General features: G+C 60.6%; 26 protein-coding genes and 2 pseudogenes (1 of these 28 running past the window's edge). 11 read left to right on the top strand and 17 right to left on the bottom strand.

Annotated features, from left to right (window positions below):
• Together ADK28_RS32770 and speF are read left to right on the top strand one after the other, a co-directional pair.
• Positions 1-335 (top strand): hypothetical protein (locus ADK28_RS32770; RefSeq protein WP_204375381.1); only part of this gene is annotated, 335 nt, incomplete at its 5' end.
• Positions 336-735: 400 nt separating this feature from the next.
• Positions 736-2897 (top strand): annotated as a pseudogene (speF, locus tag ADK28_RS23080) (ornithine decarboxylase SpeF).
• A gap of 48 nt (positions 2898-2945) precedes the next feature.
• Here the strand turns inward: speF and mltC are convergent.
• The 3 genes from mltC to mutY all read right to left on the bottom strand — a co-directional run bounded on the left by mltC (position 2946) and on the right by mutY (position 5455).
• On the bottom strand, positions 2946-4022 hold the full coding sequence (gene mltC, locus ADK28_RS23075) for a membrane-bound lytic murein transglycosylase MltC (RefSeq protein ID WP_004937402.1): 1077 nt from the start codon (positions 4020-4022) through the stop codon (positions 2946-2948).
• Between the two features lie 63 nt (positions 4023-4085).
• Positions 4086-4358, bottom strand: coding sequence for an oxidative damage protection protein (locus ADK28_RS23070; RefSeq protein WP_004937404.1), 273 nt, complete (start codon positions 4356-4358; stop codon positions 4086-4088).
• A complete protein-coding gene (gene mutY, locus ADK28_RS23065) occupies positions 4355-5455 on the bottom strand; it encodes an A/G-specific adenine glycosylase (protein ID WP_227944618.1) in 1101 nt (366 codons plus the stop codon). The genes ADK28_RS23070 and mutY overlap by 4 nt, the downstream gene beginning before the upstream one ends.
• A gap of 177 nt (positions 5456-5632) precedes the next feature.
• Between mutY and trmB the strand changes: the two genes are divergently transcribed.
• From trmB to ADK28_RS23040, 5 genes are all read left to right on the top strand, one after another.
• Positions 5633-6352, top strand: coding sequence for a tRNA (guanosine(46)-N7)-methyltransferase TrmB (trmB, locus tag ADK28_RS23060; RefSeq protein ID WP_016930097.1), 720 nt, complete (start codon positions 5633-5635; stop codon positions 6350-6352).
• The gene (locus ADK28_RS23055; protein WP_004937412.1) at positions 6352-6678 is read left to right on the top strand and encodes a YggL family protein; all 327 of its coding nucleotides are present in this window, start codon (positions 6352-6354) and stop codon (positions 6676-6678) included. Before trmB ends, ADK28_RS23055 begins: the two co-directional genes overlap by 1 nt.
• 95 nt (positions 6679-6773) lie before the next feature.
• Entirely contained in the window at positions 6774-7697 is a 924-nt protein-coding gene (glsB, locus tag ADK28_RS23050) for a glutaminase B (RefSeq protein WP_004937414.1), read from the top strand.
• Between the two features lie 30 nt (positions 7698-7727).
• Positions 7728-8450, top strand: a complete 723-nt coding sequence (locus tag ADK28_RS23045; RefSeq protein WP_033639389.1) for a DUF2884 domain-containing protein — start codon at positions 7728-7730, stop codon at positions 8448-8450.
• Positions 8451-8550: 100 nt separating this feature from the next.
• Positions 8551-8985 (top strand): DUF29 domain-containing protein, encoded by a 435-nt coding sequence (locus ADK28_RS23040; protein WP_048796775.1) that lies wholly within the window; start codon positions 8551-8553, stop codon positions 8983-8985.
• 37 nt (positions 8986-9022) lie between these two features.
• Here ADK28_RS23040 and hemW read toward each other — a convergent pair whose 3' ends face one another.
• The 6 genes from hemW to ADK28_RS23010 are packed head-to-tail and all read right to left on the bottom strand — an operon-like array spanning position 9023 to position 13191.
• Positions 9023-10165: a radical SAM family heme chaperone HemW gene (hemW, locus tag ADK28_RS23035; RefSeq protein ID WP_048796774.1), complete on the bottom strand. Its 1143-nt coding sequence runs from the start codon at positions 10163-10165 to the stop codon at positions 9023-9025.
• Complete coding sequence (locus ADK28_RS23030; RefSeq protein ID WP_048796773.1) at positions 10158-10751, bottom strand: XTP/dITP diphosphatase; 594 nt, start codon at positions 10749-10751, stop codon at positions 10158-10160. The genes hemW and ADK28_RS23030 overlap by 8 nt, the downstream gene beginning before the upstream one ends.
• Positions 10752-10769: 18 nt before the next feature.
• Positions 10770-11060, bottom strand: a complete 291-nt coding sequence (gene yggU, locus ADK28_RS23025) for a DUF167 family protein YggU (RefSeq protein ID WP_004948014.1) — start codon at positions 11058-11060, stop codon at positions 10770-10772.
• Positions 11057-11611 (bottom strand): YggT family protein, encoded by a 555-nt coding sequence (locus ADK28_RS23020; protein ID WP_004937436.1) that lies wholly within the window; start codon positions 11609-11611, stop codon positions 11057-11059. Before ADK28_RS23020 ends, yggU begins: the two co-directional genes overlap by 4 nt.
• Before the next feature lie 31 nt (positions 11612-11642).
• Positions 11643-12464, bottom strand: coding sequence for a pyrroline-5-carboxylate reductase (gene proC, locus ADK28_RS23015; RefSeq protein WP_048796772.1), 822 nt, complete (start codon positions 12462-12464; stop codon positions 11643-11645).
• Between the two features lie 19 nt (positions 12465-12483).
• Entirely contained in the window at positions 12484-13191 is a 708-nt protein-coding gene (locus ADK28_RS23010; protein ID WP_048796771.1) for a YggS family pyridoxal phosphate-dependent enzyme, read from the bottom strand.
• 20 nt (positions 13192-13211) lie between these two features.
• Here ADK28_RS23010 and ADK28_RS23005 point away from each other — a divergent pair, with 20 nt between their 5' ends.
• On the top strand, positions 13212-14234 hold the full coding sequence (locus ADK28_RS23005) for a type IV pilus twitching motility protein PilT (RefSeq protein ID WP_048796770.1): 1023 nt from the start codon (positions 13212-13214) through the stop codon (positions 14232-14234).
• Here ADK28_RS23005 and ruvX read toward each other — a convergent pair.
• The 6 genes from ruvX to ADK28_RS22975 all read right to left on the bottom strand — a co-directional run bounded on the left by ruvX (position 14231) and on the right by ADK28_RS22975 (position 18433).
• A complete protein-coding gene (gene ruvX / locus ADK28_RS23000) occupies positions 14231-14653 on the bottom strand; it encodes a Holliday junction resolvase RuvX (RefSeq protein WP_015379046.1) in 423 nt (140 codons plus the stop codon). The genes ADK28_RS23005 and ruvX overlap by 4 nt on opposite strands.
• Positions 14653-15216: a YqgE/AlgH family protein gene (locus tag ADK28_RS22995; protein WP_033635940.1), complete on the bottom strand. Its 564-nt coding sequence runs from the start codon at positions 15214-15216 to the stop codon at positions 14653-14655. The genes ruvX and ADK28_RS22995 overlap by 1 nt, the downstream gene beginning before the upstream one ends.
• Before the next feature lie 145 nt (positions 15217-15361).
• Entirely contained in the window at positions 15362-16312 is a 951-nt protein-coding gene (gene gshB, locus ADK28_RS22990) for a glutathione synthase (protein ID WP_016930084.1), read from the bottom strand.
• 10 nt (positions 16313-16322) lie between these two features.
• The gene (gene rsmE / locus ADK28_RS22985; RefSeq protein ID WP_004937458.1) at positions 16323-17054 is read right to left on the bottom strand and encodes a 16S rRNA (uracil(1498)-N(3))-methyltransferase; all 732 of its coding nucleotides are present in this window, start codon (positions 17052-17054) and stop codon (positions 16323-16325) included.
• Between the two features lie 69 nt (positions 17055-17123).
• Complete coding sequence (endA, locus tag ADK28_RS22980; RefSeq protein WP_015379043.1) at positions 17124-17819, bottom strand: deoxyribonuclease I; 696 nt, start codon at positions 17817-17819, stop codon at positions 17124-17126.
• Positions 17820-17920: 101 nt separating this feature from the next.
• Positions 17921-18433 carry a SprT family zinc-dependent metalloprotease gene (locus ADK28_RS22975; RefSeq protein ID WP_033639394.1) on the bottom strand — a complete coding sequence of 171 codons (513 nt, stop codon included), beginning with the start codon at positions 18431-18433 and terminating at the stop codon, positions 17921-17923.
• 349 nt (positions 18434-18782) lie between these two features.
• Between ADK28_RS22975 and fumA the strand changes: the two genes are divergently transcribed.
• Positions 18783-20429 (top strand): class I fumarate hydratase FumA, encoded by a 1647-nt coding sequence (fumA, locus tag ADK28_RS22970; protein WP_025304241.1) that lies wholly within the window; start codon positions 18783-18785, stop codon positions 20427-20429.
• Positions 20430-20579: 150 nt separating this feature from the next.
• Complete coding sequence (locus ADK28_RS22965; protein ID WP_048796769.1) at positions 20580-21446, top strand: helix-turn-helix domain-containing protein; 867 nt, start codon at positions 20580-20582, stop codon at positions 21444-21446.
• Here the strand turns inward: ADK28_RS22965 and ADK28_RS22960 are convergent.
• Together ADK28_RS22960 and ADK28_RS22955 are read right to left on the bottom strand one after the other, a co-directional pair.
• Positions 21370-22422 carry an XdhC family protein gene (locus tag ADK28_RS22960; RefSeq protein ID WP_048796768.1) on the bottom strand — a complete coding sequence of 351 codons (1053 nt, stop codon included), beginning with the start codon at positions 22420-22422 and terminating at the stop codon, positions 21370-21372. The two genes, ADK28_RS22965 and ADK28_RS22960, sit on opposite strands and share 77 nt — an antisense overlap.
• Positions 22423-22430: 8 nt before the next feature.
• Positions 22431-23015: a nucleotidyltransferase family protein gene (locus ADK28_RS22955; protein ID WP_033639398.1), complete on the bottom strand. Its 585-nt coding sequence runs from the start codon at positions 23013-23015 to the stop codon at positions 22431-22433.
• A gap of 208 nt (positions 23016-23223) precedes the next feature.
• Between ADK28_RS22955 and ADK28_RS22950 the strand changes: the two are divergent.
• Positions 23224-24484, top strand: a pseudogene (locus ADK28_RS22950) (xanthine dehydrogenase family protein molybdopterin-binding subunit) (it continues 1534 nt past the right edge of the window).

Below are 24484 nucleotides of genomic sequence, written 5' to 3'. Positions count from 1 at the left end.
CCCCTGCTCTACCGACTGAGCTATCCGGGCAACGGGGCGCATTAAACCGTATTGGCCGGATGGCGTCAATCGCTTTCTGTCACAAAGCCGATCGGTTGCTCTATTTTCAGGCAGCGAGCCCGGAGGGGCGGGGGACGGGGGGATGTCCTCATTCAATAAATATGCATATAAATCGTGTATTTATACCGATGTTGAAATGGGGTTTTACTATTTTTCAATTAAATAACAAAGCATTAAGGTTTAATCAACGCGCATTCAATCAAGGCGTTTCTTGCTTGAACCCCGCAAAGAATCATGCAATCATTGCGCAAATTTTAGCACTCTCCGTTCCCTGACGGTGTTCCCGCTTCTTATAAGCCAGAGGGTTATTGGCATGACTGGTTTTGTTGCTCAAGCGCTGCTGCGCACCAGACCTCTGACGCCACCACCGTTCCGTCGCTGTTTCCTTCGCACGTCATCCGCCCGAATACGCCTGCCGGCCATGCGGTAAGGCCGCCTGATGCTCGCTGTTAGGCATGCGTAAAGCCAGCGCTGCGGCCCTGATTTTACTGATGCCTGTCGGACGCTGCCATGATCAGTTCCCCCGATAGCCGCCTGATGATCCCCGATCATGAGCCGGTCACGCACGCCGCTTATGCTGCCGTGCCCGGGTATCGCTTTTACCGGGATAACCGCGTTATCTCATTACCGTGCCGGTGGCACACCCTCATCCTTCACCGTTTGAGAGTCAGCATGATGAAAGAATTGAAAATCGCGACCAGCGCCAGCCTGGTCGCCACCATTGAGACGCTGCGCCAGATCGTGCGCGTAGAGCAGACGGACTACACCGACGTGGCGGCGGTGGTGGTGTCGGTCGCCGACGTGAACGCCGGCATTCTGGCGTGTTTGCAGGCGACGGGGTTCGACATTCCGACCTTCGTGGCGGTGGAAGGGGACGAGCATCTCTCGCCGGACTATCTGCCGTTTGTCAGTGGGGTTTTCGCGCTGCTGGCCGGCGCCAGCAAGCCGTTCTACATGGCGCAGCTGGAGGCCGCCGCCGACGCCTATGAGCAGGCGCTGCTGCCGCCGTTCTTCAAAACGCTGAAGACCTACGTCGAGATGGAAAACTCGACCTTCGCCTGCCCAGGGCATCAGGGCGGCGAGTTCTTCCGTAAACACCCGGCCGGCCGGCAGTTTTTTGATTTCTACGGCGAGACCCTGTTCCGTTCCGATATGTGCAATGCCGACGTCAAGTTGGGCGATCTGCTGATCCACGAAGGCTCGGCCAAGGATGCGCAAAAGCACGCGGCGCGGGTGTTCAACGCCGATAAAACCTACTTCGTGCTCAACGGCACCTCGGCGGCCAACAAGGTGGTGACCAACGCGCTGCTGACCCGCGGCGATCTGGTACTGTTCGATCGCAACAACCACAAATCCAACCACCACGGGGCGCTGATCCAGGCCGGCGCCACGCCGATCTATCTGGAAACCGCCCGCAACCCGTTCGGCTTTATCGGCGGCATCGATGCGCACTGCTTCGACGAACGCTATCTGCGCGAGCAGATCCGCGAGGTGGCGCCGGAGAAAGCCGCGGCGGCGCGGCCGTTCCGGCTGGCGATCATTCAGCTCGGCACTTACGACGGCACGATTTACAACGCTCGCCAGGTGATCGACACCATCGGCCACCTGTGCGACTACATCCTGTTCGACTCCGCCTGGGTGGGCTACGAAGGCTTTATCCCGATGCTGAAAGAGTGTTCGCCGCTGCTGCTGGAGCTGGACGAGCACGATCCGGGCATCTTCGTCACCCAGTCGGTGCATAAACAGCAGGCGGGGTTCTCGCAGACCTCGCAGATCCACAAGAAAGACGACCACATCAAAGGGCAAAAGCGCCACTGCAACCACAAGCACCTGAACAACGCATTCATGCTGCATGCGTCGACCAGCCCGTTCTATCCGCTGTTCGCCGCGCTGGACGTCAACGCCAAGATGCACGCCGGCCCCGCCGGGCGCCGCATGTGGATGGACTGCGTCAAGCTGGGCATCGAGACGCGCAAACAGCTGCTCACGCGCTGCTCGCAGCTGAAGCCGTTTATTCCGCTGCAGGTGGCGGGCAAAGACTGGCAGGATTACGATACCGATCTGATCGCCAACGACGCGCGCTTCTTCACCTTCGTGCCGGGGGAGACGTGGCACGGCTTTGAAGGCTATGCCCAGGACCAGTATCTGGTGGATCCGTGCAAGCTGCTGCTGACCACGCCGGGCATCGACGCTTCGACCGGCCAATACACCGAGTTCGGCGTGCCGGCCACCATTCTGGCCAACTTCCTGCGCGAGAACGGCATCGTGCCGGAGAAGTGCGATCTCAACTCGATCCTGTTCCTGCTGACCCCGGCGGAGAACCCGGCCAAGATGGAACAGCTGGTGGAGATGCTGGCGCAGTTCGAACGTTATGTCGAAGAGGATGCGCCGCTGAGCGTGGTGCTGCCGACGGTGTACCGCAAGAACGAGCAGCGTTACCGCGGCTACAGCATTCGCCGGCTGTGTCAGGAGATGCACGATCTGTACGTCAGCTTTGACGTCAAGCAGCTGCAAAAGGAGATGTTCCGTCAGGATCATTTCCCGCCGGTGGTGATGAACCCGCAGGACGCCAACGTGGAGTTTATCCGCGACAACGTCGAGCTGGTGCCGATCGGCCAGGCGGAAGGGCGCATTGCGGCGGAGNCCTGCCATACCCGCCGGGCGTGCTGTGCGTGGTGCCGGGCGAAGTGTGGGGCGGCGCGGTGCAGCGCTACTTCCTGGCGCTGGAGGAGGGCATCAACCGTCTGCCGGGCTTCTCGCCGGAGCTGCAGGGGGTCTACATCGAGAAAAAAGATCACGGCTGGAAGCGCATCTTCGGCTATATGATCAAGCCATGAAAAAAGGGCCGGTTCGCACCGGCCCTTCTTCCATCCACGCGGGAAGCGCTACTTCCTGCGGTAGCTCTTCTGCGCGGTATTCACTTTCACCAGATAGCGGCGCGATTCGGCGGCCGGGTGCTTGGTGGTCAGCGTTTGGTACACGTCGCCCGGCTGCATGCCGTTGATGATGCCCACCGCGCGCGTCCTGTCGCTGGAGAACACCCGGAGCACGCTGCCGGCGCCGCCGTTGTAGGCGGTGATCACCGCATAGCGGCGCGAGGTCGGGTTCTGAATGCCGCCCAGGTAGTTGTTTTGCAGGATCGCCAGATAGGCGGTGCCGGTGTCGATGTTGTTCTCCGGATCGAACAGGTAGCTGCGGCTCGGGGTGCCCCATTTGCCGCGCATCTGGAACACATCCTTACCGGCGGTGTGCTGCACCACCTGCATCAGGCCCAGCGCATCCGAACCGCTCACCGCATAGGGGTTGAAGCTCGATTCGGTCTGCATGATTGCCAGGATCAGCGATTCGTCCACGCCGTATTTTTCCGACGCCTTGCGCACCATCGGCAGATATTTGTGCGCACGTTTGTCCAGGTGGTTCGGCACCAGCTGGATGGTGACCGAGTAGATGACGTGCAGACCGGAGGTGCGTTTTTGCAGCTTGGTCTGCAGCAGGTAATCGGCGAAGTGCGCCGCGCGCCATTCCCAGCGGATCGGCGCGCCTTTGTTATCCAGCACCTGGCCGTACAGGAACGGCTCTTTGCTGATCTGGATATCGTTGGCGTCGGAATAGAGATCGATGGAGCCCGGATCGTCACCCATCAGCAGCGTGCTGATGATCGCCTGGCGCAGGTGCGCGGCCGGATCGGTGGTGGCGATGGTCTCGATGGTGATGGCGCCGGTGTCGAAGTTGATGTGGCTGCGGGTTTGGTATTGGTCGGTATATTTGACGTAGTCTTTCGGCCCGGCGATCAGAACTTCGTTCAGACCCCAGATGTTCTCGATGTTGTGAGCGAATTGCCCCATCAGAATGTCGAAGCCGTTGGTGTCTTTGATCCAGGCTTCGTTGATTTCTTCACTTTTTTTGCCGGAACAGGAGATCAGCAAAGGCGCTATTACGAGCAAAGCTAAAATTTTCTTCATCTTAAAGCCGTTTGGAAGAAGTATAAGAGGATTGAAGCGGGCCAGCGCCTGGCCCCAACAACGTTATTCGCTTGGCGGCGTATAGCCTTCGATGTGCACGTCGTGCCCTTCGAACAGGAACTTGATCATTTCCTCTTCCAGCAGTTTGCGGTCATCCACGTTCATCATGTTCAGCTTCTTCTCGTTGATCAGCATGGTCTGCTTCTTCATCCACTCGCCCCAGGCTTCCTTGGAGATCTCGTTGTAGATGCGCTTGCCGACGTCGCCGGGATAAAGCTGAAAGTCCTGGCCTTCGGCGTCGCGCTGCAGGAAAGTACAAAAAATGGTGCGGCTCATGCTAATTCCTCGTCGATGGCGCTATCGCCATATAAGTTTTGTTGGATCGGGGGCTGCTTCGCCAGCTGTTGCAACAGGCGATCCACCGGCGCTGCCAGCCCGACCGACGGCGGCTGCGCTAAGTTATACCAGAGACCCGCGCCCTCATCCATGCCGCTGCCCGCCACGTCGAGCGACAGCCACATCGGCACGATATCGAGATGGAAATGGCTGAACGTGTGGCGAAACGCGGTCAGCTGTTCCAGGCGCTTGCCTTTCAGACCGCGCTGCTGCAGCCAGAGTTCCAAATCCACGCGCGCGCTGAACTGCGGGAAGCAGAACAGGCCGCCCCACAGACCCACCGCCGGGCGCTGTTCCAGCCACACGCGGTCGCCGTGCTGCAGCAATAAGAAGTAGGCGGTTTTTTCCGGCAGGGTCTGTTTGGGTTTCTTGCCGGGGTAGTTGGCCCAGCTGTGATTGGCGTAAGACAGACAGCCGACGTTGAGCGGGCAGAGTTCACACTTGGGCTTGGAACGAGTGCAGACCATGGCGCCCAGATCCATCATCGCCTGGTTGAACTGGCCGACGCCCTGCGCCGGGGTAACCTCTTCGCTGATTTTCCACAGCCGGTTTTCGACTTCTTTTTTGCCCGGCCAGCCTTCCACCGCGTAGCAGCGGGCCAGCACGCGCTTCACGTTGCCGTCGAGGATCGGATAGTGTTGGCCCAGCGCCAACGACAGCACCGCGCCGGCGGTGGAACGGCCGACGCCCGGTAAATCGGCGATTTCTGCGAAGGTTGTCGGGAACTCGCCGCCGTGCTGTGCGACAATGGTCTGCGCCGCTTTGTGCAGATTGCGGGCGCGGGCGTAATAGCCGAGGCCGGTCCACAGATGCAGCACTTCGTCCAGCGGGGCTTCCGCCAGCGCGCGCACGTTGGGAAAACGGGCCATAAAGCGCTGAAAATAAGGAATGACGGTGGCAACCTGGGTCTGTTGCAACATCACCTCGGAGAGCCATACTTGATAGGCGGTTTTTTCCAGCTGCCACGGCAGGGTTTTGCGGCCGTAGCGCTGATACCAGTCAAGCACCACCTGTGCGAATTGTTGTGCTTGCATCATGAGCAGCGTCGTTATCCGGCAGAAAATGAAGCGAGATTGCAGCATAGAGTCATGGTGCTGTAAACCGGAACTTTCCGACGCCGCACGGCGGGTACAGAAGATGAACACTTGCTAAACCAATGTATCTTTGCATAATGCGCGTTTCCCTAATTGGCAGCCAAACAGACAGAAAGCACTATGATTAATGACGTCATCTCCCCGGAATTTGATGAGAACGGCCGCGCGATGCGCCGTATCCGCAGTTTTGTCCGCCGCCAGGGGCGGCTGACTAAAGGCCAGCAGCACGCGCTGGAGAACTATTGGCCGGTGATGGGCGTGGAGTATCAGGCTGAGGCTGTCGATCTCGCCGCGCTGTTCGGCCGCGAAGCGCCGACGGTGCTGGAGATCGGTTTTGGCATGGGCGCCTCGCTGGTGACCATGGCGGGCAATAATCCGCAGCAGAACTTTTTAGGGATCGAAGTGCACTCGCCGGGCGTGGGCGCCTGCCTGGCCGACGCCCACGAGGCGAAGCTGAGCAACCTGCGCGTGATGTGCCACGATGCGGTTGAAGTGCTGGAAAACATGATCCCGGACGGCTCGCTGGACATGGTGCAGCTGTTCTTCCCCGATCCGTGGCACAAGGCGCGCCACAATAAGCGCCGCATCGTGCAAACGCCGTTTGTCGAACTGGTGCTGCGCAAGCTGAAGACCGGCGGGGTCTTCCACATGGCCACCGATTGGCAACCTTATGCGGAACATATGTTAGAGGTTATGAACGGGGTCGCAGGCTACCGTAATCTTTCCAGCGATAATGATTATGTGCCGCGTCCGGATTCGCGCCCATTGACGAAATTTGAATTACGCGGCCAGCGCCTGGGACATGGCGTTTGGGACTTGATGTTTGAGAGGAAAGAATAATGGCTAAGAACCGCAGTCGTCGTTTACGTAAAAAGTTGCACATTGAAGAATTTCAGGAGCTGGGTTTCTCCGTAGCCTGGCGCTTCGCCGAAGGCACGTCGGTGGAAGACATCGACAGCACGCTGGATACCTTCATCGATGAAGTGATCGAGCCGAACGGCCTGGCGTTTGACGGCAGCGGCTACCTGCAGTGGGAAGGTCTGATCTGCCTGCAGAAGATCGGCCACTGCACCGACGAGCATCGTGAACTGGTGAAAAACTGGCTGGAAGCGCGCAAACTGACCGACGTTAAGGTCAGCGATCTGTTCGATATCTGGTGGGATTGATCGCGGCTGCCCGATGAGCGCGGCTTCGCGCCGCGCCGTTTTATTGATCTAAGGTGCCTTAACGGCGCCTTTGTTTTGCCCGGAGTGTGACCGAGGTGGTAACAACATTGGATAACGCGTTGCTGGAAGAGATCCTGCAACAGGTGCGCCCGCTGATTGGCCAGGGAAAAGTGGCCGACTACATCCCGGCGTTGGCGGAAGTGCCCGCCGATCGGCTGGCGATCGCCGTGTGTACGGTGGATGGTGAACTGTTCCAGGCCGGCGACGCCGCGGAGCGCTTCTCCATCCAGTCGATCTCCAAAGTGCTGAGCCTGACGCTGGCGCTGACGCGCTATCAGGAGCCTGAGATCTGGCGGCGCGTCGGCAAAGAGCCTTCCGGCCTGCCGTTCAATTCGCTGCTGCAGCTGGAGATGGAACAGGGCAAACCGCGCAATCCGTTTATCAACCCCGGCGCGCTGGTGGTGTGCGACATGCTGCAAACCCGGCTCAGCGCCCCCAAACAGCGCATGCTGGAGGTGGTGCGTCAGTTGGCCGGCGAAGACGACCTGGCCTATGACCTGCGGGTGGCGCGCTCCGAGTTCGAACACTCCGATCGCAATGCGGCCATCGCCTATCTGATGAAATCGTTCGGCAACTTCGAAAACGACGTCATCACCGTGCTGCAAACCTATTTCCACTACTGCGCGCTGCGCATGAGCTGCGTGGAACTGGCGCGCAGCTTCGTCTATCTGGCCAATCACGGTCGCGATCTCAGCGGCGAGGCGGTGATCAGCCCGCTGCAGGCCCGGCAGATCAACGCCCTGATGATGACCAGCGGCATGTACGACGGCGCCGGCGAATTCGCCTATCGGGTGGGGATGCCGGGCAAGTCTGGCGTGGGCGGCGGCATCGTGGCCATCGTGCCGGACGAGCTGTCGATCGTCGTTTGGTCGCCGGAGCTGGATGCTTCCGGCAACTCGCTGGCGGGAACTGCGGCGCTGGAACTGTTGTCTCAACGTATCGGTCGTTCGATTTTTTAATCCCAGTCTGGATGGGAGTCAGGAGAAGCTATGTTGAAGAAAACCGGGTTAGCCTTACTGCTGCTGGCGGCGACTGCCGCGCAGGCCCACGCCGAGTACCAATGCAGCGTTAAACCCCAGGACGATGTGATCATCAGCCCGCAGAGCGTGCAGGTGAAAGGCGCCAGCGGCGACCTGCAAATATCGCCGGATGGCGACGTGATCCGCAACGGCCAGGCGCTGAGCCTGAACGACAGCCAGCGGCAGAAAGCCTTCAGTTACCAGAGCGCCTTGCGCAAGCAGCTGCCGTGGATCGACGACGGCGCGCAGAAACACCTGGAGAAAGCCCGCGCAGCGCTGGATAAAGTGATCGTCAAAGAGCTGGGCAGCAACAGCAACGTGCGCAACCGGCTGACCACCCTGAACGGCCAACTGAAACAGCAGATGAACCGCATCATCGAGCACCGCAGCGACGGTCTGACCTTCCACCACCAGGCGATTGACCAGGTGGAACAGGATGGCCGCAACATCGTGCAGCAGAGCATGGGCGGGGTGCTGCAGGACAGCCTGAACGAGATGGGCGTCAAACAGGCCGCCAATAGCGGCGGCAACCCGCTGCAGGCGATCATGGGCAACCTGGGCGGCTTGCAGAAGGCGATCCAGAACGAATGGAACAATCAGGAGCAGGACTTCCAGAACTTCGGTCATGACGTGTGCAACCGCGTCACCGCACTGGAAACCCAGCGCAAGGATCTGCTTAAAGCGTTGAAGTGAAATAAGAATCTTCTTGGTAGACCGTTTTTTGACCTTCTGAAGCTTATCTGACAGACTGATCAAACTACGTACAGATTTATGGATGTTTACGGAGGACGCTATGAGCCATACACGTTACGAAACCGATGTTGTTGCCTGGGCAAATGAACAGGCCGCTCTTTTGCGCTCCGGAAAATTGTCTGAGATCGATATTGAAAAGATCGCCGAGGAGATTGAGGACGTGGGGAAGAGCGAGCAAAGGGAACTTGCTAGCCGGATGACGGTGCTGATTGCACATTTGCTTAAATGGAAATATCAGCCGGCCAGGCGCGGAACCAGCTGGGAAAGAACGATTAAAGCGCAGCGCAAAGAGGTGCTTTACAGCTTGAAAGAGTCGCCCAGCCTAAAAGGTAAACGGAGCGATGCCGATTGGCTGGATGTCGTCTGGTCGAAGGCCGTTGCGCTCGCCACGGCCGAAACCGGGCTGGATGTGTATCCGGAAAACGGCATCTGGGAAACTCAGCAGATTCTGTCTCAGACGTTTTACCCGGATTAACACCAATAAAAAAGCGCTGATCATTCAGCGCTTTTTTTTATTCGTCGTCCGCCAGGAACAGTTCCAGCAGCGAGTTGAGGAACAGCTTGCCCTTCTCGGTAATTTGCCAATGCTCCGCGGTTTCTTCCAGATAGCCTTTGGCCAGCGCCTCGTCCAACTGCGGGCGAATGACGCTTTCCGCCAGCCCGGTGTAGTTGACGAAGTCGGCGCGCGGCGCGGCTTCCAGCAGGCGGAAGCGGTTCATGAAGAACTCGAACGGCCGATCCGCCGCCGCCACCTCATGCTGCTTGTCCATGTAGTCGCCGCGCATAAAGCCGCGCGGGTGCTTGGTCTTGGCGGTGCGCAGGATGCGTCCGTCGCTGAAGGTCACCTTGCCGTGCGCGCCGCAGCCGATCCCCAGGTAGTCGCCGAAGCGCCAGTAGTTGAGATTGTGCTGGCATTGGTAGCCCGGCTTGGCATAGGCCGAGGTTTCATACTGCTGGTATCCGGCGGCGCTCAGCAGCTGGTGGCCGCGCTCGAAGATGTCCCACAGCGCGTCGTCGTCCGGCAAGACCGGCGGGCGTGAGCTGAACAGGGTGTTCGGCTCGATGGTCAGCTGATACCACGACAGGTGCGGTGGATTGAGGGCGATCGCCTGGCGCAGATCGTCCAGCGCCTCTTCCAGCGACTGGTCCGGCAGGCCGTGCATCAGATCGAGGTTGAAGCTGCGCAGGCCGAGGCCGGTCGCCAGCGTCGCCGCGCGTTTGGCTTCTTCCGGGCCGTGGATGCGCCCCAGACGGTTCAGCTTCTCGGCGCTGAAGCTTTGCACCCCGATGGAGATGCGGTTGACGCCGGCGCGCTGGTAGCCGCTGAAGCGATCGGCCTCCACGGTGCCGGGATTGGCTTCCATGGTGATTTCGGCGTCGTCGGCGACGCGAATGCGCGCTCGCACGCCGTCCAGCAAGGCCTGCATCGCCTCGGCGCTCAGCAGGCTGGGGGTGCCGCCGCCGATAAAGATAGTGCTGATTTCCCGGCCGCCGGCCAGCGGCAGGTCGGCATCCAGATCCGCCAACAGATGATCGACATACTCCTGATGCGGCACGTCACCCTTCAGCGCATGGGAGTTGAAGTCGCAGTACGGGCATTTCTGCACGCACCACGGGATATGGATGTAGAGACTCAGCGGGGGCAGCTTAAGCATTGCGCATGGCTTCCAACATCAGCTTCAGCGCCTTGCCGCGGTGCGAAATCGCCCGCTTCTCGTCGCAGCTCAGCTCGGCGGCGGTGCGGCCCAGCTCCGGCACGTAGAAGACCGGATCGTAACCGAAACCGCCTTCACCGGCGGCCTGTTCGGTGATTTCGCCGGCCCAGCTGCCGTGGAACACCAGCGGCGTCGGATCTTGCGCATGGCGCAGATAGACCAGCACGCAGTGGAATTGCGCGCCGCGCCGGCCCGGCGCCACGTCTTTCATCGCCGCCAGCAGCTTGTCGAGGTTCTGCCGATCGTCGGCATCTTCGCCGGCGTAGCGCGCGGAGTAGATGCCCGGCGCGCCGCCCAGCGCATCCACTGCCAGACCGGAGTCGTCGGCGATCGCCGGCAGGCCGGTGACCTGTGCCGCATGGCGCGCTTTCAGGATGGCGTTTTCGATAAATGTCAGGCCAGTTTCTTCGGCGGATTCCACGCCCAGATCGGTTTGCGCGACCACGTCCAGGCCGAAATCGGCCAACAGGTCGGCAAGTTCGCGCACTTTGCCCGGGTTACCGGTGGCAAGAACGACTTTTTGCATAAGTGACTACCTTGAAAATTATTCGATGAGCGCCGCGACCACGGCGGGGATCTGTTGCGGATTCACGATGCGTAACTGTTTATGCCGCCCCAGTTCGCCTTTCTCGATGGTGACGTTGCTTTTCGCCACTTTGAACTGCTTGGCGATAAACTTGATCAGATGGGCGTTGGCTTGGCCGTCGACTGGCGGAGCGGTGATGGCGACTTTTAGTTCGTCGCCATGCAAGCCGATAATTTGGTCGCGGCTGGCTTTCGGCTGAATATATAGCCTGATCGCCAGCCCGTCCAGCACCGGAGTGACCGCACTCACAGCAGGAACCAGATCTCGCCGAACAGATCCATGCCCAGGTAGTTGATCAGATAGAGGATCAGGATCACTACCATGGCGGAAAAGTCGATGCCGCCCATCGCCGGGATGATGCGACGGATTGGCGCCATCAAGGGTTCGGTCAGTTGGTACATCACGTAGTCGATCGGGCTGCGGCCCTGGCTTACCCAGCTCATCAGCGCACGAATGATCATCACCCAGAAGATCAGGTAGCCGGCGGACTTCACCAGCGAGATCAGGCCGAACAGCAGGTTATACGGGCTGAGCGACATCGCGCCGCCCTGAATCAGCAGCAGCAGCGGGTACTTGATGGTCATCAGCAGGAACGCCAGCAGCAGCGAAGCGCTGTCGATGGGCCCCAGTGACGGGATGATGCGGCGCAGTGGGCCGACCACCGGCTGGGTGATCTTCACCACAAACTGTGAGAACGGGTTGTAAAAATCGGTGCGCGCCCACTGCATCCAAATGCGCAGCAACAGCACCATCACGTACAGATCAATAACGGTCTTGACCAGGAAAGTCAGCGTTAGCATGAAGTGGTCCTTCTCCTTAACTCGCGGTTATTTAAAATAATTTTTCCATCTCTTGGGCGCGGGAAACGGCGGCCTGCATCGCTTGCCCCACGGTTTCCGGCAGTTGGCGTTCGTTGAACACCCGCAGCGCTTCGGCGGTAGTGCCGCCTTTGGAGGTCACCTGTTCGCGCAGCGTGCCCAGCGGCGTATCCGGGTTGGCTTCCACCAATGCGGCGGCGCCGGAAGCGGCCTGTTGCACCAGATCGCGCGCGGTCTGGCTGTCGAAGCCCATGCGCTCGGCCTCTTTTTGCATCGCCTCCATAAACAGGAAGAAATAGGCCGGGGCGCTGCCCGCGGCGGCGATCACGCCGTTGATGCCATTTTCGTCATCGACCCAGCAAACTTTACCGACCGACGCCATTAAATCGCCGGTGTAATCGCGATCCCGCTGGCTGACCTGCGCCGGCGCGTACAGCCCGCTCATGCCCTTGCCGACCAGCGACGGAGTGTTGGGCATGATGCGCACGATGTCCAGCTTGTCGCCGAGCAGCTGATAGAAACGGCTGACCTGAATGCCGGCGGCTATCGACAGCACCAGCTTGCCGCTGAAATCGACCTGCTCGCGCAGCGGCTGGCAAACGTCGGCCATCAGCTGCGGTTTGACCGCCAGCACCACCACCTCGGCCTCGCGCGCGCAGGCGACGTTGTCGCCGCTGCTGACGATGCCGTAGTCTGCCGCCAGCGCGTCACGGTTTTTCGGCGAAGGGGCGCAGACGCTGATGGATTTGGCTGGATAGCCGCCCGCCACCAGGCCGGCGATGATTGCACGCGCCATGTTGCCGGCGCCGATAAAGGTAATCTTGCGATGTTGCATCAAATCCCTCGTCTGTGTGTCAGGCCTGCGAGTAGTCGCGGGCGCCAAAAATTGCGGTGCCGATGCGCACCAGGGTGCTGCCTGCGGCGATCGCCGCCGCCATATCGTCCGTCATGCCCATCGACAGCGTATCGGCCTGCGGATAACGCTGGCGCAGGGCGAGAAAGGCGTCGTTCATCCGGCTGAATACCGCCAACTGCCGCTGATAATTCGCTTCCGGCGCCGGGATGGCCATCAGGCCGCGCAGCGTCAGGTTCGGCAGCGCGGCGATTGCGTCGGCCAGCGCCGGCAGCTCGCTTAACGCGATGCCGGATTTGCTTTGTTCGTCGCTGATGTTGATTTGAATCAGCACGTTGAGCGGCGGCAGGTCGGGCGGGCGCTGATCGCTCAGGCGCTGGGCGATGCGCAGCCGATCCACGGTATGACACCAGGCGAAATGTTCCGCCACCAGCCGACTCTTATTGGATTGCAGCGGGCCGATAAAGTGCCACACCAACTCGCCGCCCTGCGGCGACTCGGCGAAATGCCGGATCTTGTCTACCCCTTCCTGCACGTAGTTCTCGCCGAAGGCGCGCTGGCCGGCGGCGATGGCTTCTTCGATCGCCGCCACAGGTTTGGTTTTGCTGACTGCAAGCAGAGCAACTTCTTCCGGCGCCCGCGCGCAATTTCGCGCGGCGGCCGCGATGCGGTTTCTGACATCCTGCAGGTTCTGTTGGATAGTGCTCATTATTGACCCGGGAGAGTGATATGGATATCGATGAATTCGTGGCCCTTAGTGTAAAGCATAATGCTTCCGATCTGCACCTTTGTGCCGGTCATCCGCCGATGTTGCGCATCGACGGTGAACTGCAGCCGCTGGCGGCGGCGCCAACGCTGACGGCGCAAGGCGTGCAGGCCCTCTGCGACGGATTGCTGAATGCGCAGCAGCGCGAGAGCCTGCGGCGGCTGGGGCAGGTCGATCTGGCGTTGCACAGGCCGGGCGGGGAGCGGCTGCGGGCCAACGTTTTTCAACAAAGCGCGGGGATTTCTCTCGCGTTGCGGCGTATCGCCGGGCAATCGCCTTCGCTTGCCGAGCTGGCGGCGCCGGCCATTGTCCCGGCGTTGCTGCGGCGCGACGACGGGCTTATCTTGGTCACCGGCGCCACCGGCAGCGGCAAGTCCACCACGTTGGCGGCGATGATCGACGAGATCAACCGGCACCAGCAGCGGCACGTTTTGACGCTGGAGGATCCGATCGAGTTCCTGCACCGCAGCCGGCGATCGCTGATCCAGCAGCGGGAGATCGGCCGCGACAGCCACAGCTTCGATGCGGCGTTGCGCGCCGCGCTGCGCGAAGATCCGGATGTGATCCTGCTGGGCGAGCTGCGCGATACCGCCACCATCCGGCTGGCGCTCACTGCGGCGGAGACCGGCCACCTGGTGCTGGCTACGCTGCATACCCGCAGCGCGCCGCAGGCGGTGGAACGGCTGGTGGACGTGTTTCCGGCGGAAGAGAAACCCTATGTGCGCGCCCAGCTGGCCGGCAGTCTGCAGGCGGTGATCGCGCAAAAGCTGATGAGGCGGCCCGGCGGCGGACGCGTGGCGATCTTTGAAGTGCTGACGGCGACGGCGGCGGTCAGCAACCTGATCCGCGAAGGGAAAACGCATCAGTTGGCGAGCGTGTTGCAAACCGGCGCGCAGTCCGGCATGCAAACCTTTGAGCAAGGTTTGCAGCAGCGGATCGACGCCGGCGTGTTGGGAGAGTGCGCGGGGGAAAGGGCGGGCGTTTAGCCCAGTTGCCGTTCGAACCAGCTTTCGAGGATCACCACCGCGGAGGCGGAATCCACGCTGCCTTTATCAAGCGCGCGGAAGCCGCCGCGATCGAACAGGTTGGCGCGCGCTTCCACGGTGCTCAGGCGCTCGTCATGCAGATCGATCTGGATGCCGAAACGGCCGTGCAGGCGGTTGGCGAACTTGCGCGCCTGGGCGGTAACGGGTTGTTCGGTGCCATCCATGTTCAGCGGCAGGCCGACCACCACCAAATCCGGTTGCCACTCCTTCAGCAGCTTTTCGATTTTCAGCCAGTCCGGCGAGCCGTCCTGCGCTTTGAAAGCCGGCAGGGCGCGGGCGCTGCCGGTCAACTCCTGGCCGACGGCCGCGCCGATGCTTTTGGTGCCGAAGTCGAAGGCGATAATGGTGCGGTTGCTCATCAGGCGTGTCCTGCGTGGTTGGCGATGCTGCGAATGTCGATACCCAAAAGGTTCCCCGCCTCGCGCCAGCGGCTGGCGATCGGCGTGCGGAACAAAATGTCGGTGTTGGCTTCGATGGTCAGCCAGGCGTTTTCCAATACTTCCTGCTCCAACTGGCCCTTTTCCCAACCCGCATAACCCAGCGCCACCAGCACGTCGTCCGGTTGCTCTGGCGTGCCGAGCGTTTCCAGCACGTCTTTCGAGGTGGTGATCATGGTGTTGGGCGAAATTTGAATGCTGGCGCCGAAGCCGTGGCGCGGCGTATGCAGGATAAACCCGCGATCGTCCGCCAGGGGGCCGCCGGCGAACACCGGCTTGTCCAGGCTGATGGCCGGATCGCGCGCAGGCGGCATGATCTTCAGCTTGCTCAGCACCGTGGCTACCGTGAACTGCTCCACCGGTTTATTGATCACCAAACCCATGGCGCCTTCTTCGTTATGCTCGCAGACGTAAATCACCGAGCGCTTGAAGCGAGGATCCTGCAGCGTTGGCATGGCGATCAGAAAATGGTGCTGTAAATTCATGGCGTTAGTATAAGGTAATCAATGGGTGAGAAAATAAACAGCCGCCAGTATGCGGCTATACCCGCCGCCTTTCAAGCCGCGCGCAAAGGCGAGCTTTGGCGGGCGCGATACGGGATAGCGGGCGGCATGCCGCCCGCATGACGCATTACTTCGCCGCCAGGCGTTTTTCAATCGCGTCCATCAGCATGCCGGTAATCGAAATCGGGAATGCCGCCTCAATCTCGCGCGCGCAGGTTGGGCTGGTGACGTTGATTTCGGTCAGGCGATCGCCGATCACGTCCAGGCCGACGAAGATCAGCCCTTTCTCTTTCAGCGTCGGGGCGACGGCGCGGGCGATTTTCCAGTCGCTTTCGCTCAGCGGGCGCGCTTCGCCGCGGCCGCCGGCCGCGAGGTTGCCGCGGGTCTCGCCCTGCGCCGGAATGCGCGCCAGGCAGTAAGGCACCGGCTCGCCGTCCACCACCAGGATGCGTTTGTCGCCGTCCTTGATCGCCGGCAGGAAGTTCTGCGCCATGCAGAAACGGCTGCCGTGTTCGGTCAGGGTTTCGATGATCACCGACAGGTTAGGATCGTCCTGCTTCACGCGGAAGATAGACGCGCCGCCCATGCCGTCCAGCGGTTTCAGGATGATATCGCCGTGCTGCTGGTGGAATTTGCGGATGTGCGCGGCGCTGCGGCTGACCAGCGTATCCGGCGTCAGTTCCGAGAACCAGGCGGTGAACAGCTTCTCGTTGCAGTCGCGCAGACTTTGCGGCTTGTTGACCACCAGCGTGCCTTTAACTTCGGCGCGTTCCAGAATGTAGGTCGCATAGATGTATTCGGTATCGAACGGCGGATCCTTGCGCATCAGGATCACGTCCAGTTCGTGCAGCGCCAGATCCTGCTCGGCGCCGAAGCTGAACCAGCTCTCCTTGTCTTCCTTCACGCTCAGCAGGCGGGTGCGCGCGCGCCCGTCACCGGCGTGCAGATAGAGATCGTTCATCTCCATGTAGTGCAATTCGTAACCGCGGCGCTGCGCTTCGAGCAGCATGGCGAAGCTGGTGTCTTTCTTGATGTTGATGGAATCGATAGGATCCATCACGATGCCGAGCTTAATCATCTTTTCTCCTTTAACCCAGGTCGCCGAAGCGGACCTGCAGAGCGGTAATGGCGGTGAGCGCTGTGGTTTCGGTACGCAGAACGCGTGGTCCCAGCAGAATATCAGTAAATCCGTGGTCGGTGGTCATGGCGATTTCGTCGGCGGACAAACCGCCTTCCGGGCCGATCAGCAGACGAACATGATCCACCGGCTGCGGCAGCGTGTTGATGCTGTGGCTGGCGCGCGGGTGCAGGTTGAGTTTCAGGCTGCCGTCCTGCTCGGCGCACCAGGCTTCCAGCGACATCGCCTCGCGGATTTCGGGAATGCGGTTGCGGCCGCACTGTTCGCAGGCGGCGATGGCGATCTTTTGCCATTGCTGGATTTTCTTCGCCAGACGCTCGCCGTCCAATTTCACGCCGCAGCGCTCGGAAAACAGCGGGGTGATGACGTTGACGCCCAGCTCGATGGATTTCTGGATGGTGAACTCCATCTTCTCGCCGCGCGAGATCACCTGGCCCAGATGCAGGTTGAGCGGCGATTCGATGTCATCCACGCGGCCGTCGCCGAGGCGCACCAGCACGCTCTTTTTGTCCACCCGGATTATTTCGGCGTCGAACACCTGGTTGCTGCCGTCGAACAGCTGCAGCGCCTGGCCGGCGCTCATGCGCAGCACGCGCCCGACGTGGTTGGCGGCGTCCTCGCTGAGGGCGATCTCCGCCCGGTCGGTCAACGGCTGCGGATGGTAAATGCGGGGTATGCGCATGGGTAGTCTGATCCTGACGAAACGGCGCCGCGGGTTAGCGGCGCCATGAAAGATAAAGGCTATAGTAGGTTAGCTTTTCCGCTGCTGACAAGCCTGTTGAATATAGGGGTTGTGGTTGCCCTGCACCTTGGCGATACGTGCTTCGCGCTGACATTCCCATTGGCTCACCGGATATTGCCGGTTCCACACCTCGAACAGCTGGGTTTGCTGGCGTGACAGCCGCAGCTGGTAGCGATCGCGCATGTAGAAGTAGGTGCGGGCAATGGCGCCGCGGGCGCGGGCGGGCGGCTCCGCCTGTTTATTCTTGAAGTCCACCTTCATTGGGCATTGCCCGTACTGGCCCGCGCCGCCGTTCCATTGGCTGTACATGAAGTTGTTGCGGTCGCCGTTCACTTCGCCGATCGCCGGCTGCAGGTTGTGCAGATCGGTTTCTATCTGGCGGTAGGTGGCGTCCTTGTTGCAGTTTTTGCGCCCGCCGTCCTGCCAGCACTGCAGCTGGTGGCCGAATTGCCAGGCAGGCACCACGTGTTCCCACTCGATGCGTTGCGCGCGCTGGGCGTTTTTACGCACCTGATAGCCGCAGCCGGCGAGATCGGGAATGCCCTTCTTGCCTTGCCACTCGATGCGGCAGCCGCAGTAAAAACTGCCCGGCGCATCCTGGTTAATCTTGGCCGCCGCCGTCTTGGCTTGAGAGAAGTTATTGATGCCGTGCGCCTGTGCGGCGCCTGCGGCGAAAACCGCCATAAACAAAATTCTGCGAAGCATATTCCAAAACAGCTCAAAATTGGAAAAGCAGGCAGGGTAACGGAACTTGCCGGCAGTGGCAAATGGCGATATTTACTTGTTTTAACGTATAAATCGTTTAACTAAAGGTTCTCGCTAGCAAGAAATTTCAGTTTTTCACCGCACCGGCGGCAGCGGTATTCGCTTTCGCCGCGCAGCACGCGGTTATGGCGGCGAATGGTGAGCTGGTGCTGCCCGCAGCCGCAGCGGTAGGGGAAGGTTTTGCTTTGCACCGAGGCGGTTTCGAAACGATGAGTGCGGCTGGCGGGCGTCAGCAGCACGCTTTCCATCACCCAGCGCCATTCGCGGCCGTGCGGCGCTACCCGGCCGAATTGGCGAAACACCAGCAGATGCGCCAGCTCGTGCGGCACCACTTCATCGATAAACGGCTGTTGGTTTTCCAGCAGCAGCACCGGGTTCAGACGGATTTCCCAGCTTTGCAGCCAAGCGGTGCCCGCGCTGGTGCCGCGTTGCTGATAGACGATGCTGGGTTCGGGGAACTCGACGGCAAAATGCCGGCGAGCCAACTGCAGCTTTTCTCGCAGGCAGCGCATCACCGCTTGTTGCAGCGCGATAGGGATTCTCGGTTTGTTCATTGCGGCTAGCTTAAGCAATGGCGCGGCGGCTGACAATACGCCCCGGCGCAAATCGCATCCGGCGCTTTTTCGCCACATTGATAAGACGATCGCCGCCGATGGATTGTAATCAATGTGTTAACTGCGGGATAATAAAGCGTGCATGATGAGCCTGTACCCGCAGTTCTCACCGAGCAAGGTTGAAACGCCGCCTGTGGTAATCCCTTACGCAAAGAGCGGTTATTTTGCGATTTGGCGCAATAACTGACTGATTAAAAATACGTAAGGTGGAGGCAGTTTTTTGACAAGGCGCCGCCTCGCGCGCCGCAAGTGTGAATTTAACGCAGCTGATGTTGCAAGTGAGAGATCAATGTCGAATAAACCGTTCCACTATCAAGATCCGTTCCCGCTGAAGAAAGACGATACCGAATATTATCTGCTGAGCCGCGACCACGTTTCCGTGAGCGAATTTGAAGGCCAGGAAATTCTGAAAGTTGCCCCTGAAGCGTTAACCCTGCTTGCCCAGCATGCGTTCCACGACGCCTCGTTCATGCTGCGCCCGGCGCACCAACAGCAGGTGGCCGATATCCTCGACGATCCGGACGCCAGCGAAAACGACAAGTACGTTGCGCTGCAATTTCTGCGTAACTCAGAAATCGCCGCCAAGGGTATTTTACCGACCTGCCAGGACACCGGCACGGCGATCATCGTCGGCAAAAAGGGCCAGCGCGTCTGGACCGGCGGCGGCGATGAAGAAGCGCTGTCGCGCGGGGTCTACAACACCTACATCGAAGAGAACCTGCGCTATTCGCAGAACGCCGCGCTGGATATGTATAAAGAGGTCAATACCGGCAGCAACCTGCCGGCGCAGATCGATCTCTACAGCGTGGACGGCGAAGAGTACAAATTCCTGTGCATCGCCAAGGGCGGCGGCTCCGCCAACAAAACCTATCTGTACCAGGAAACCAAGGCGCTGCTGTCGCCGGGCAAACTGAAAAACTACCTGGTCGACAAGATGCGCACGTTGGGCACCGCGGCTTGCCCGCCGTACCACGTGGCGTTCGTCATCGGCGGCACCTCGGCGGAAGCGACGCTGAAAACCGTCAAGCTGGCCTCGACCAAGTATTACGATGGCCTGCCGACCGAAGGCAACGAGCATGGCCAGGCGTTCCGCGATCTGGAACTTGAAGCGGAATTGCTGCAAGAAGCGCAAAACCTGGGGCTGGGCGCGCAGTTCGGCGGCAAATACTTCGCGCACGATATCCGCGTGGTGCGCCTGCCGCGCCACGGCGCCTCCTGCCCGGTCGGCATGGGCGTCTCCTGCTCGGCGGACCGCAACATCAAAGGCAAGATCAACCGCGACGGCATCTGGCTGGAAAAACTGGAGCACAATCCGGGTAAATTCATTCCTCAGGAGCTGCGCCAGGCCGGGGAGGGCGAAGCGATCAAGGTCGATCTCAACCGCCCGATGGCCGAGATCCTCAAACAGTTGTCGCAGTATCCGGTTTCCACCCGCCTGTCGCTGAGCGGCACCATCATCGTCGGCCGCGATATCGCGCACGCCAAGCTGAAAGAGCGTCTGGATCGCGGTGAAGGCCTGCCGCAGTACGTCAAGGATCACCCGATTTACTACGCCGGCCCGGCCAAAACGCCGGAAGGCTACGCGTCCGGTTCCTTGGGGCCGACCACCGCCGGACGTATGGATTCCTACGTCGATCTGCTGCAATCTCACGGCGGCAGCATGATCATGCTGGCGAAAGGCAACCGCAGCCAGCAGGTGACGGATGCCTGCCACAAGCACGGCGGCTTCTACCTCGGCAGCATCGGCGGCCCGGCGGCGGTGCTNGCGCAGCAGAGCATCAAGAGCCTGGAGTGCGTGGAGTACCCTGAGCTGGGCATGGAAGCGATCTGGAAAATTGAAGTGGAAGATTTCCCGGCGTTTATCCTGGTGGATGACAAAGGCAATGACTTCTTCCAGAAGATCCAGGCCGGTCAGTGCTCCAGCTGTCTGAAATAATCGTTACCCCCTCCACCGCCCGCGGGCGGTGGAGGGGATTGTGTAAAGTCCTGTAGCTTGCTGGACGTCGAGTTTTAACCTGTATACCCTACGCGAATAGCACTAAAATTCGACTAATGGAATATCGGCAACATAAGGTTCGGCAAGCACATGGGCACGCAGGAAAGTCACATCAGGGAGTTACTGGTCTGGATTGAAGATAACCTGACCAATCCGCTGTCGTTGGATATCGTTTCCGCCAAGTCAGGCTATACGAAATGGTACCTGCAGCGCATGTTCAAGAAGCAGACCGGATTATCGTTAGCTTCCTACATTCGCGCTCGCCGCCTCTACATCGCCGCCTTCGCCTTGCGTTTCACGCAGAAGAGCATCCTCGATATTTCGGTTGAATATCAATTCGATAATCAGCAGACATTCTCGCGCTGTTTCAAGAAACATTTCGCCGAATCGCCCAGCGTTTATCGTCATGCCCGCAAACAGGACTTCAGCAATCTGGTGCGTTCGCTGGCGGCCAGCCAGTCCGGCGATATTCAGGTCGAACGCGTCAGCATCGCCAGAGGGCAATACGCCTTTCAGGGCAAACAGTACGCTTATCACCTGGATATCGAAAAGTTGGACAAGTCGCATCTGCCGCAGCGCAGCGCGCTGCGGGCGCAGTTCTACACCTTGTTGGGCGAGCGTCCGGCGCAGACCTATTCGTTTACCCAACTGGTGCCGGACGGCGAGCGGGTCAGGGTCGACTATACCCTGGGCGTGACGGCGGACTATCCGCTGCGTGAAGGCGTGGCGCTGGAGCCGCTGCCGGAGGTCCACGGCGAGTTTTGCCGTTTTCGCTATTCCGGCAAGCCGGTGGCGCTCAATGACCACATCATTCAAATCTACACGCAGGTGCTGCCCGAAATGGGGCTGGCCCGCGGCGACGGGCCGGACATGACGGTGTTCAGCTATTCGCTGAGCGGGAAAGAGGAGCTGCATCTGGAGTTGCAACATCTGGTGCCGGTGGTGCCGCTGCACTGATCCCGTCGGCGGCCGGCCGCCGGTTTTTTTGCTGCACGATCGCCGCCATCACCGCCAGGGCGATCTCCGCCGGGGTTTTGCTGCCGAGCGGCAGGCCGATCGGCGCATGAATGCGTTCCAACTCCTGCGGCGTGAATTCGGCGATCTGCTGCAACCGCTGGCGCCGCCGCGCGCTGTTTCTGAGCGAGCCCATGGCGCCGATGTAAAACGCCGGGGTGTGGATCGCTTCCATCAGCGTCAGATCGTCCATACGCGGATCGTGGGTCAGCGCCACGACGGCGGTATTGGCGTGGCAACCGCCGTCCTCAATGAACTTGGCCGGAAACTGGCGCAGCAGCGTCACGCCCGGTTTTAACTCGGCGGCGAAGTTATCCAGCGCCTCCGGGCGGTTCTCGCACACCAGCACCTCAAACCCCAGCGCTACGGCGAAATCGGCGCAGTACAGCGCCACGCTGGACAGCCCGGCGATCAGCAGGCGCGGCGCGGCCGCGATATGCAGGGTAATCTGTTCGAGCCGGCGTTCAACCTGAGTGGCGCTGGTGAAATGGCTCTGCTCAAGGCTATGGCAGGCGTTGGGCAACGTCAGGCGTTTGAGCAACGCATGATGCCCTTCCAGCGCGCCGGCGATGCGCTGCAGGTAAGCGACGCTGGCTTCTCCCGCCGGCAGATACTCGATCAGCACGTCCAGCACGCCGCCGCACGGCAGCGCCACATTGGGCGTCATGCCGCCTTCGCCGTAGCGGATCACCTGGCTGGCCGCCTGATACTCCCCGGCGGCCACGCGCCGCAGAAAGTCTTCCTCCACGCACCCGCCCGACAATGAGCCGCTGTAGCGGCCGTCGCGGGTCGCGGCCATCAACGCGCCCGGCGACCGCGGCGAAGAGCCATAGGTGCTGAGCACGGTGCATAACCAGACCGGCTGTTGTTGCAGCCAGCTTATCGCCTGGCTGACCACGGTGACATCAAGATGTTGCATAGGTGAATTTACTCGCTGGCCGGGAGTTGCGATGGAAGATCAATATCCCGCACGACGCCGGGGTGTTCAAGCGGCAGCAGGTGCACCGCTGCGCCTTGCAGCAGTTCACGCGCGCCATTATCGCCGCGCAGTTGGCAAAGTGGTTTGCGCAATCGGGCGGAAAAGCCGACCGGGTGGCCGGGCTGTTGCGCATAGCTGGGGCGCACGATCGGGTGCTGCCGCAAGGCATCCGCCACCTGTCGGAAAACGTCGGCGCCGACGAACGGCATATCGGCCAGGTGGATCAGCCAGCCTTGCCAGTGCGGCGTGGCCGCAACGCCTGCGGCGATTGAGTCGCCGAGGCCCGCGCTGGCGAGCAGGGTGACCGGCACCTGGTTGGCGGCGCAGGCTGCCAGCACCGGCAGATTATCCGGCCGGGCCACCACCTGTACCGGCAGGCCGGAGGCCAATGCCCGGCGCAGGGTGTGTTCAAACAGCGATCGCCGCTCGCCCGCCGCATCGGCAAATCCGGCGTTCAATTTGTTGCCCTGGCCGCCGGCCTGAATAAAGCGCTCTCCGCGTCCGGCGGCGGTAATGACAATGCCCGTGGTCATGGTTGAAGTCCGCGTTTGCGCAAATTATTTATTAGCCTACAAACTACCTGTGTTTTGTAAATGTTTTTTTGTTGAAAACAACCTGTTAATCATCACATAATTTTAGTTATAAGCATATGCTTATGACGTCTACGGCAAGGTCGTCAGCGTTTGCGCAACAACACCGCGAACAAAAACCAATTACAAGAAAGACGTGAAGGACTTATTTATGAGCAATTTCAACCCGTCGCGGCGCCGCTTTATCAAAAGCGCCGTGATTGCGGGGGTCTCCGTGTACCTCGCCCCCCTGTACAGCCGCGCCTACGCCGCGCTGTTCGAGCAAAAAATCCTCCAGTCGCCCAACTGGGATCCGCAGGCCAAGCGCGTCCGTTTCCGTATCGATGGCCGCGCCAAGGTCATGGGGCAGAAGGTGTTCGCGCGCGATATCCGCGCGGTGGACATGCCGCACTGGCCGCAGAAACAGGCGCACGCCTTCATTCTGCGCGTGACCAAAGCCGACCGGCTGTTCGAAGGCGTCGATCTGTCGCTGCTGGGGGACGATCTGCAGCCCGATCGCCTGGTGACGGCGGAAGACCTGGCGCGCGACGGCCTGGCCTTCCCGGCGTTCTACGGTGACGACATGCTGCTGCCGAGCGGCAAAACCCCGGCCTACCTCGGCCAGGCGGTGGCGATCCTGATCTATCACGACTTCGCCCGTTTCCGCTTCGCCAAGGACAGGCTGAAATTCCGCGAAGAAACCATCAAATACGGCGCGGTCACCGGCCCGCTGGAGCGCGATCCCTGGGGCAGCTTCCGCTATGTGCGGGTGGGGGGAGAACAGCCGTTCGACGACGACCGCTTCTCCAGCCTGAAGGACACGCCGATCTTCCCGGTGTCGATGAAAAAACACCTGCCGGTGTGGCCGGAAGGGCGTGAGGGCGGCAAGCTGGATCAGGAAGGCATGCGCTATGCGGGGATGATCGCCGACGAGATGGCGAACCCGCCGGCCGACTGGCTGGTAATGTCGCGCCGCTACACCACGCAGTCGATCGACACCTCGGCGCTGGAGCCGGACAACGCCAACGGCTGGTTCGACGCGCAGACGCAAACCCTGCATCTGGTGGTGCCGACTCAGTCGCCGCAGGAAGTGGCCGACGAGATGCCGCGCATGCTGGCCAAGCGCAATCCGCCGGTGAAACAGCTGATCCTGCACCCGTGCTACACCGTGGGCTACGGCTCGAAAGACCACTACAACTTCCCGTATTACGGCGCGGTGGCGGCGATGTATGGCGACGGCCACCCGGTGCGCCTGGCCAATGATCGCTTCGAACAGTTCCAGACGGCGTTGAAGCGCCACGCGTTCGACATGAACTACCGCATCGCGGTGAATAAGCAGACCGGCGTCATGCAGTCGTTCCTTGGTGACATGACCGCGGACGGCGGCGGCCGCAGCAACTTTACCCCTTCGGTGGTGATGGTCGGCGCAACCG

This window comes from Serratia sp. 506_PEND (assembly GCF_001076875.1).
Classification (GTDB): Bacteria; Pseudomonadota; Gammaproteobacteria; order Enterobacterales; family Enterobacteriaceae; genus Serratia; species Serratia marcescens.
This window is presented reverse-complemented; position numbering and strand designations above follow the sequence as displayed.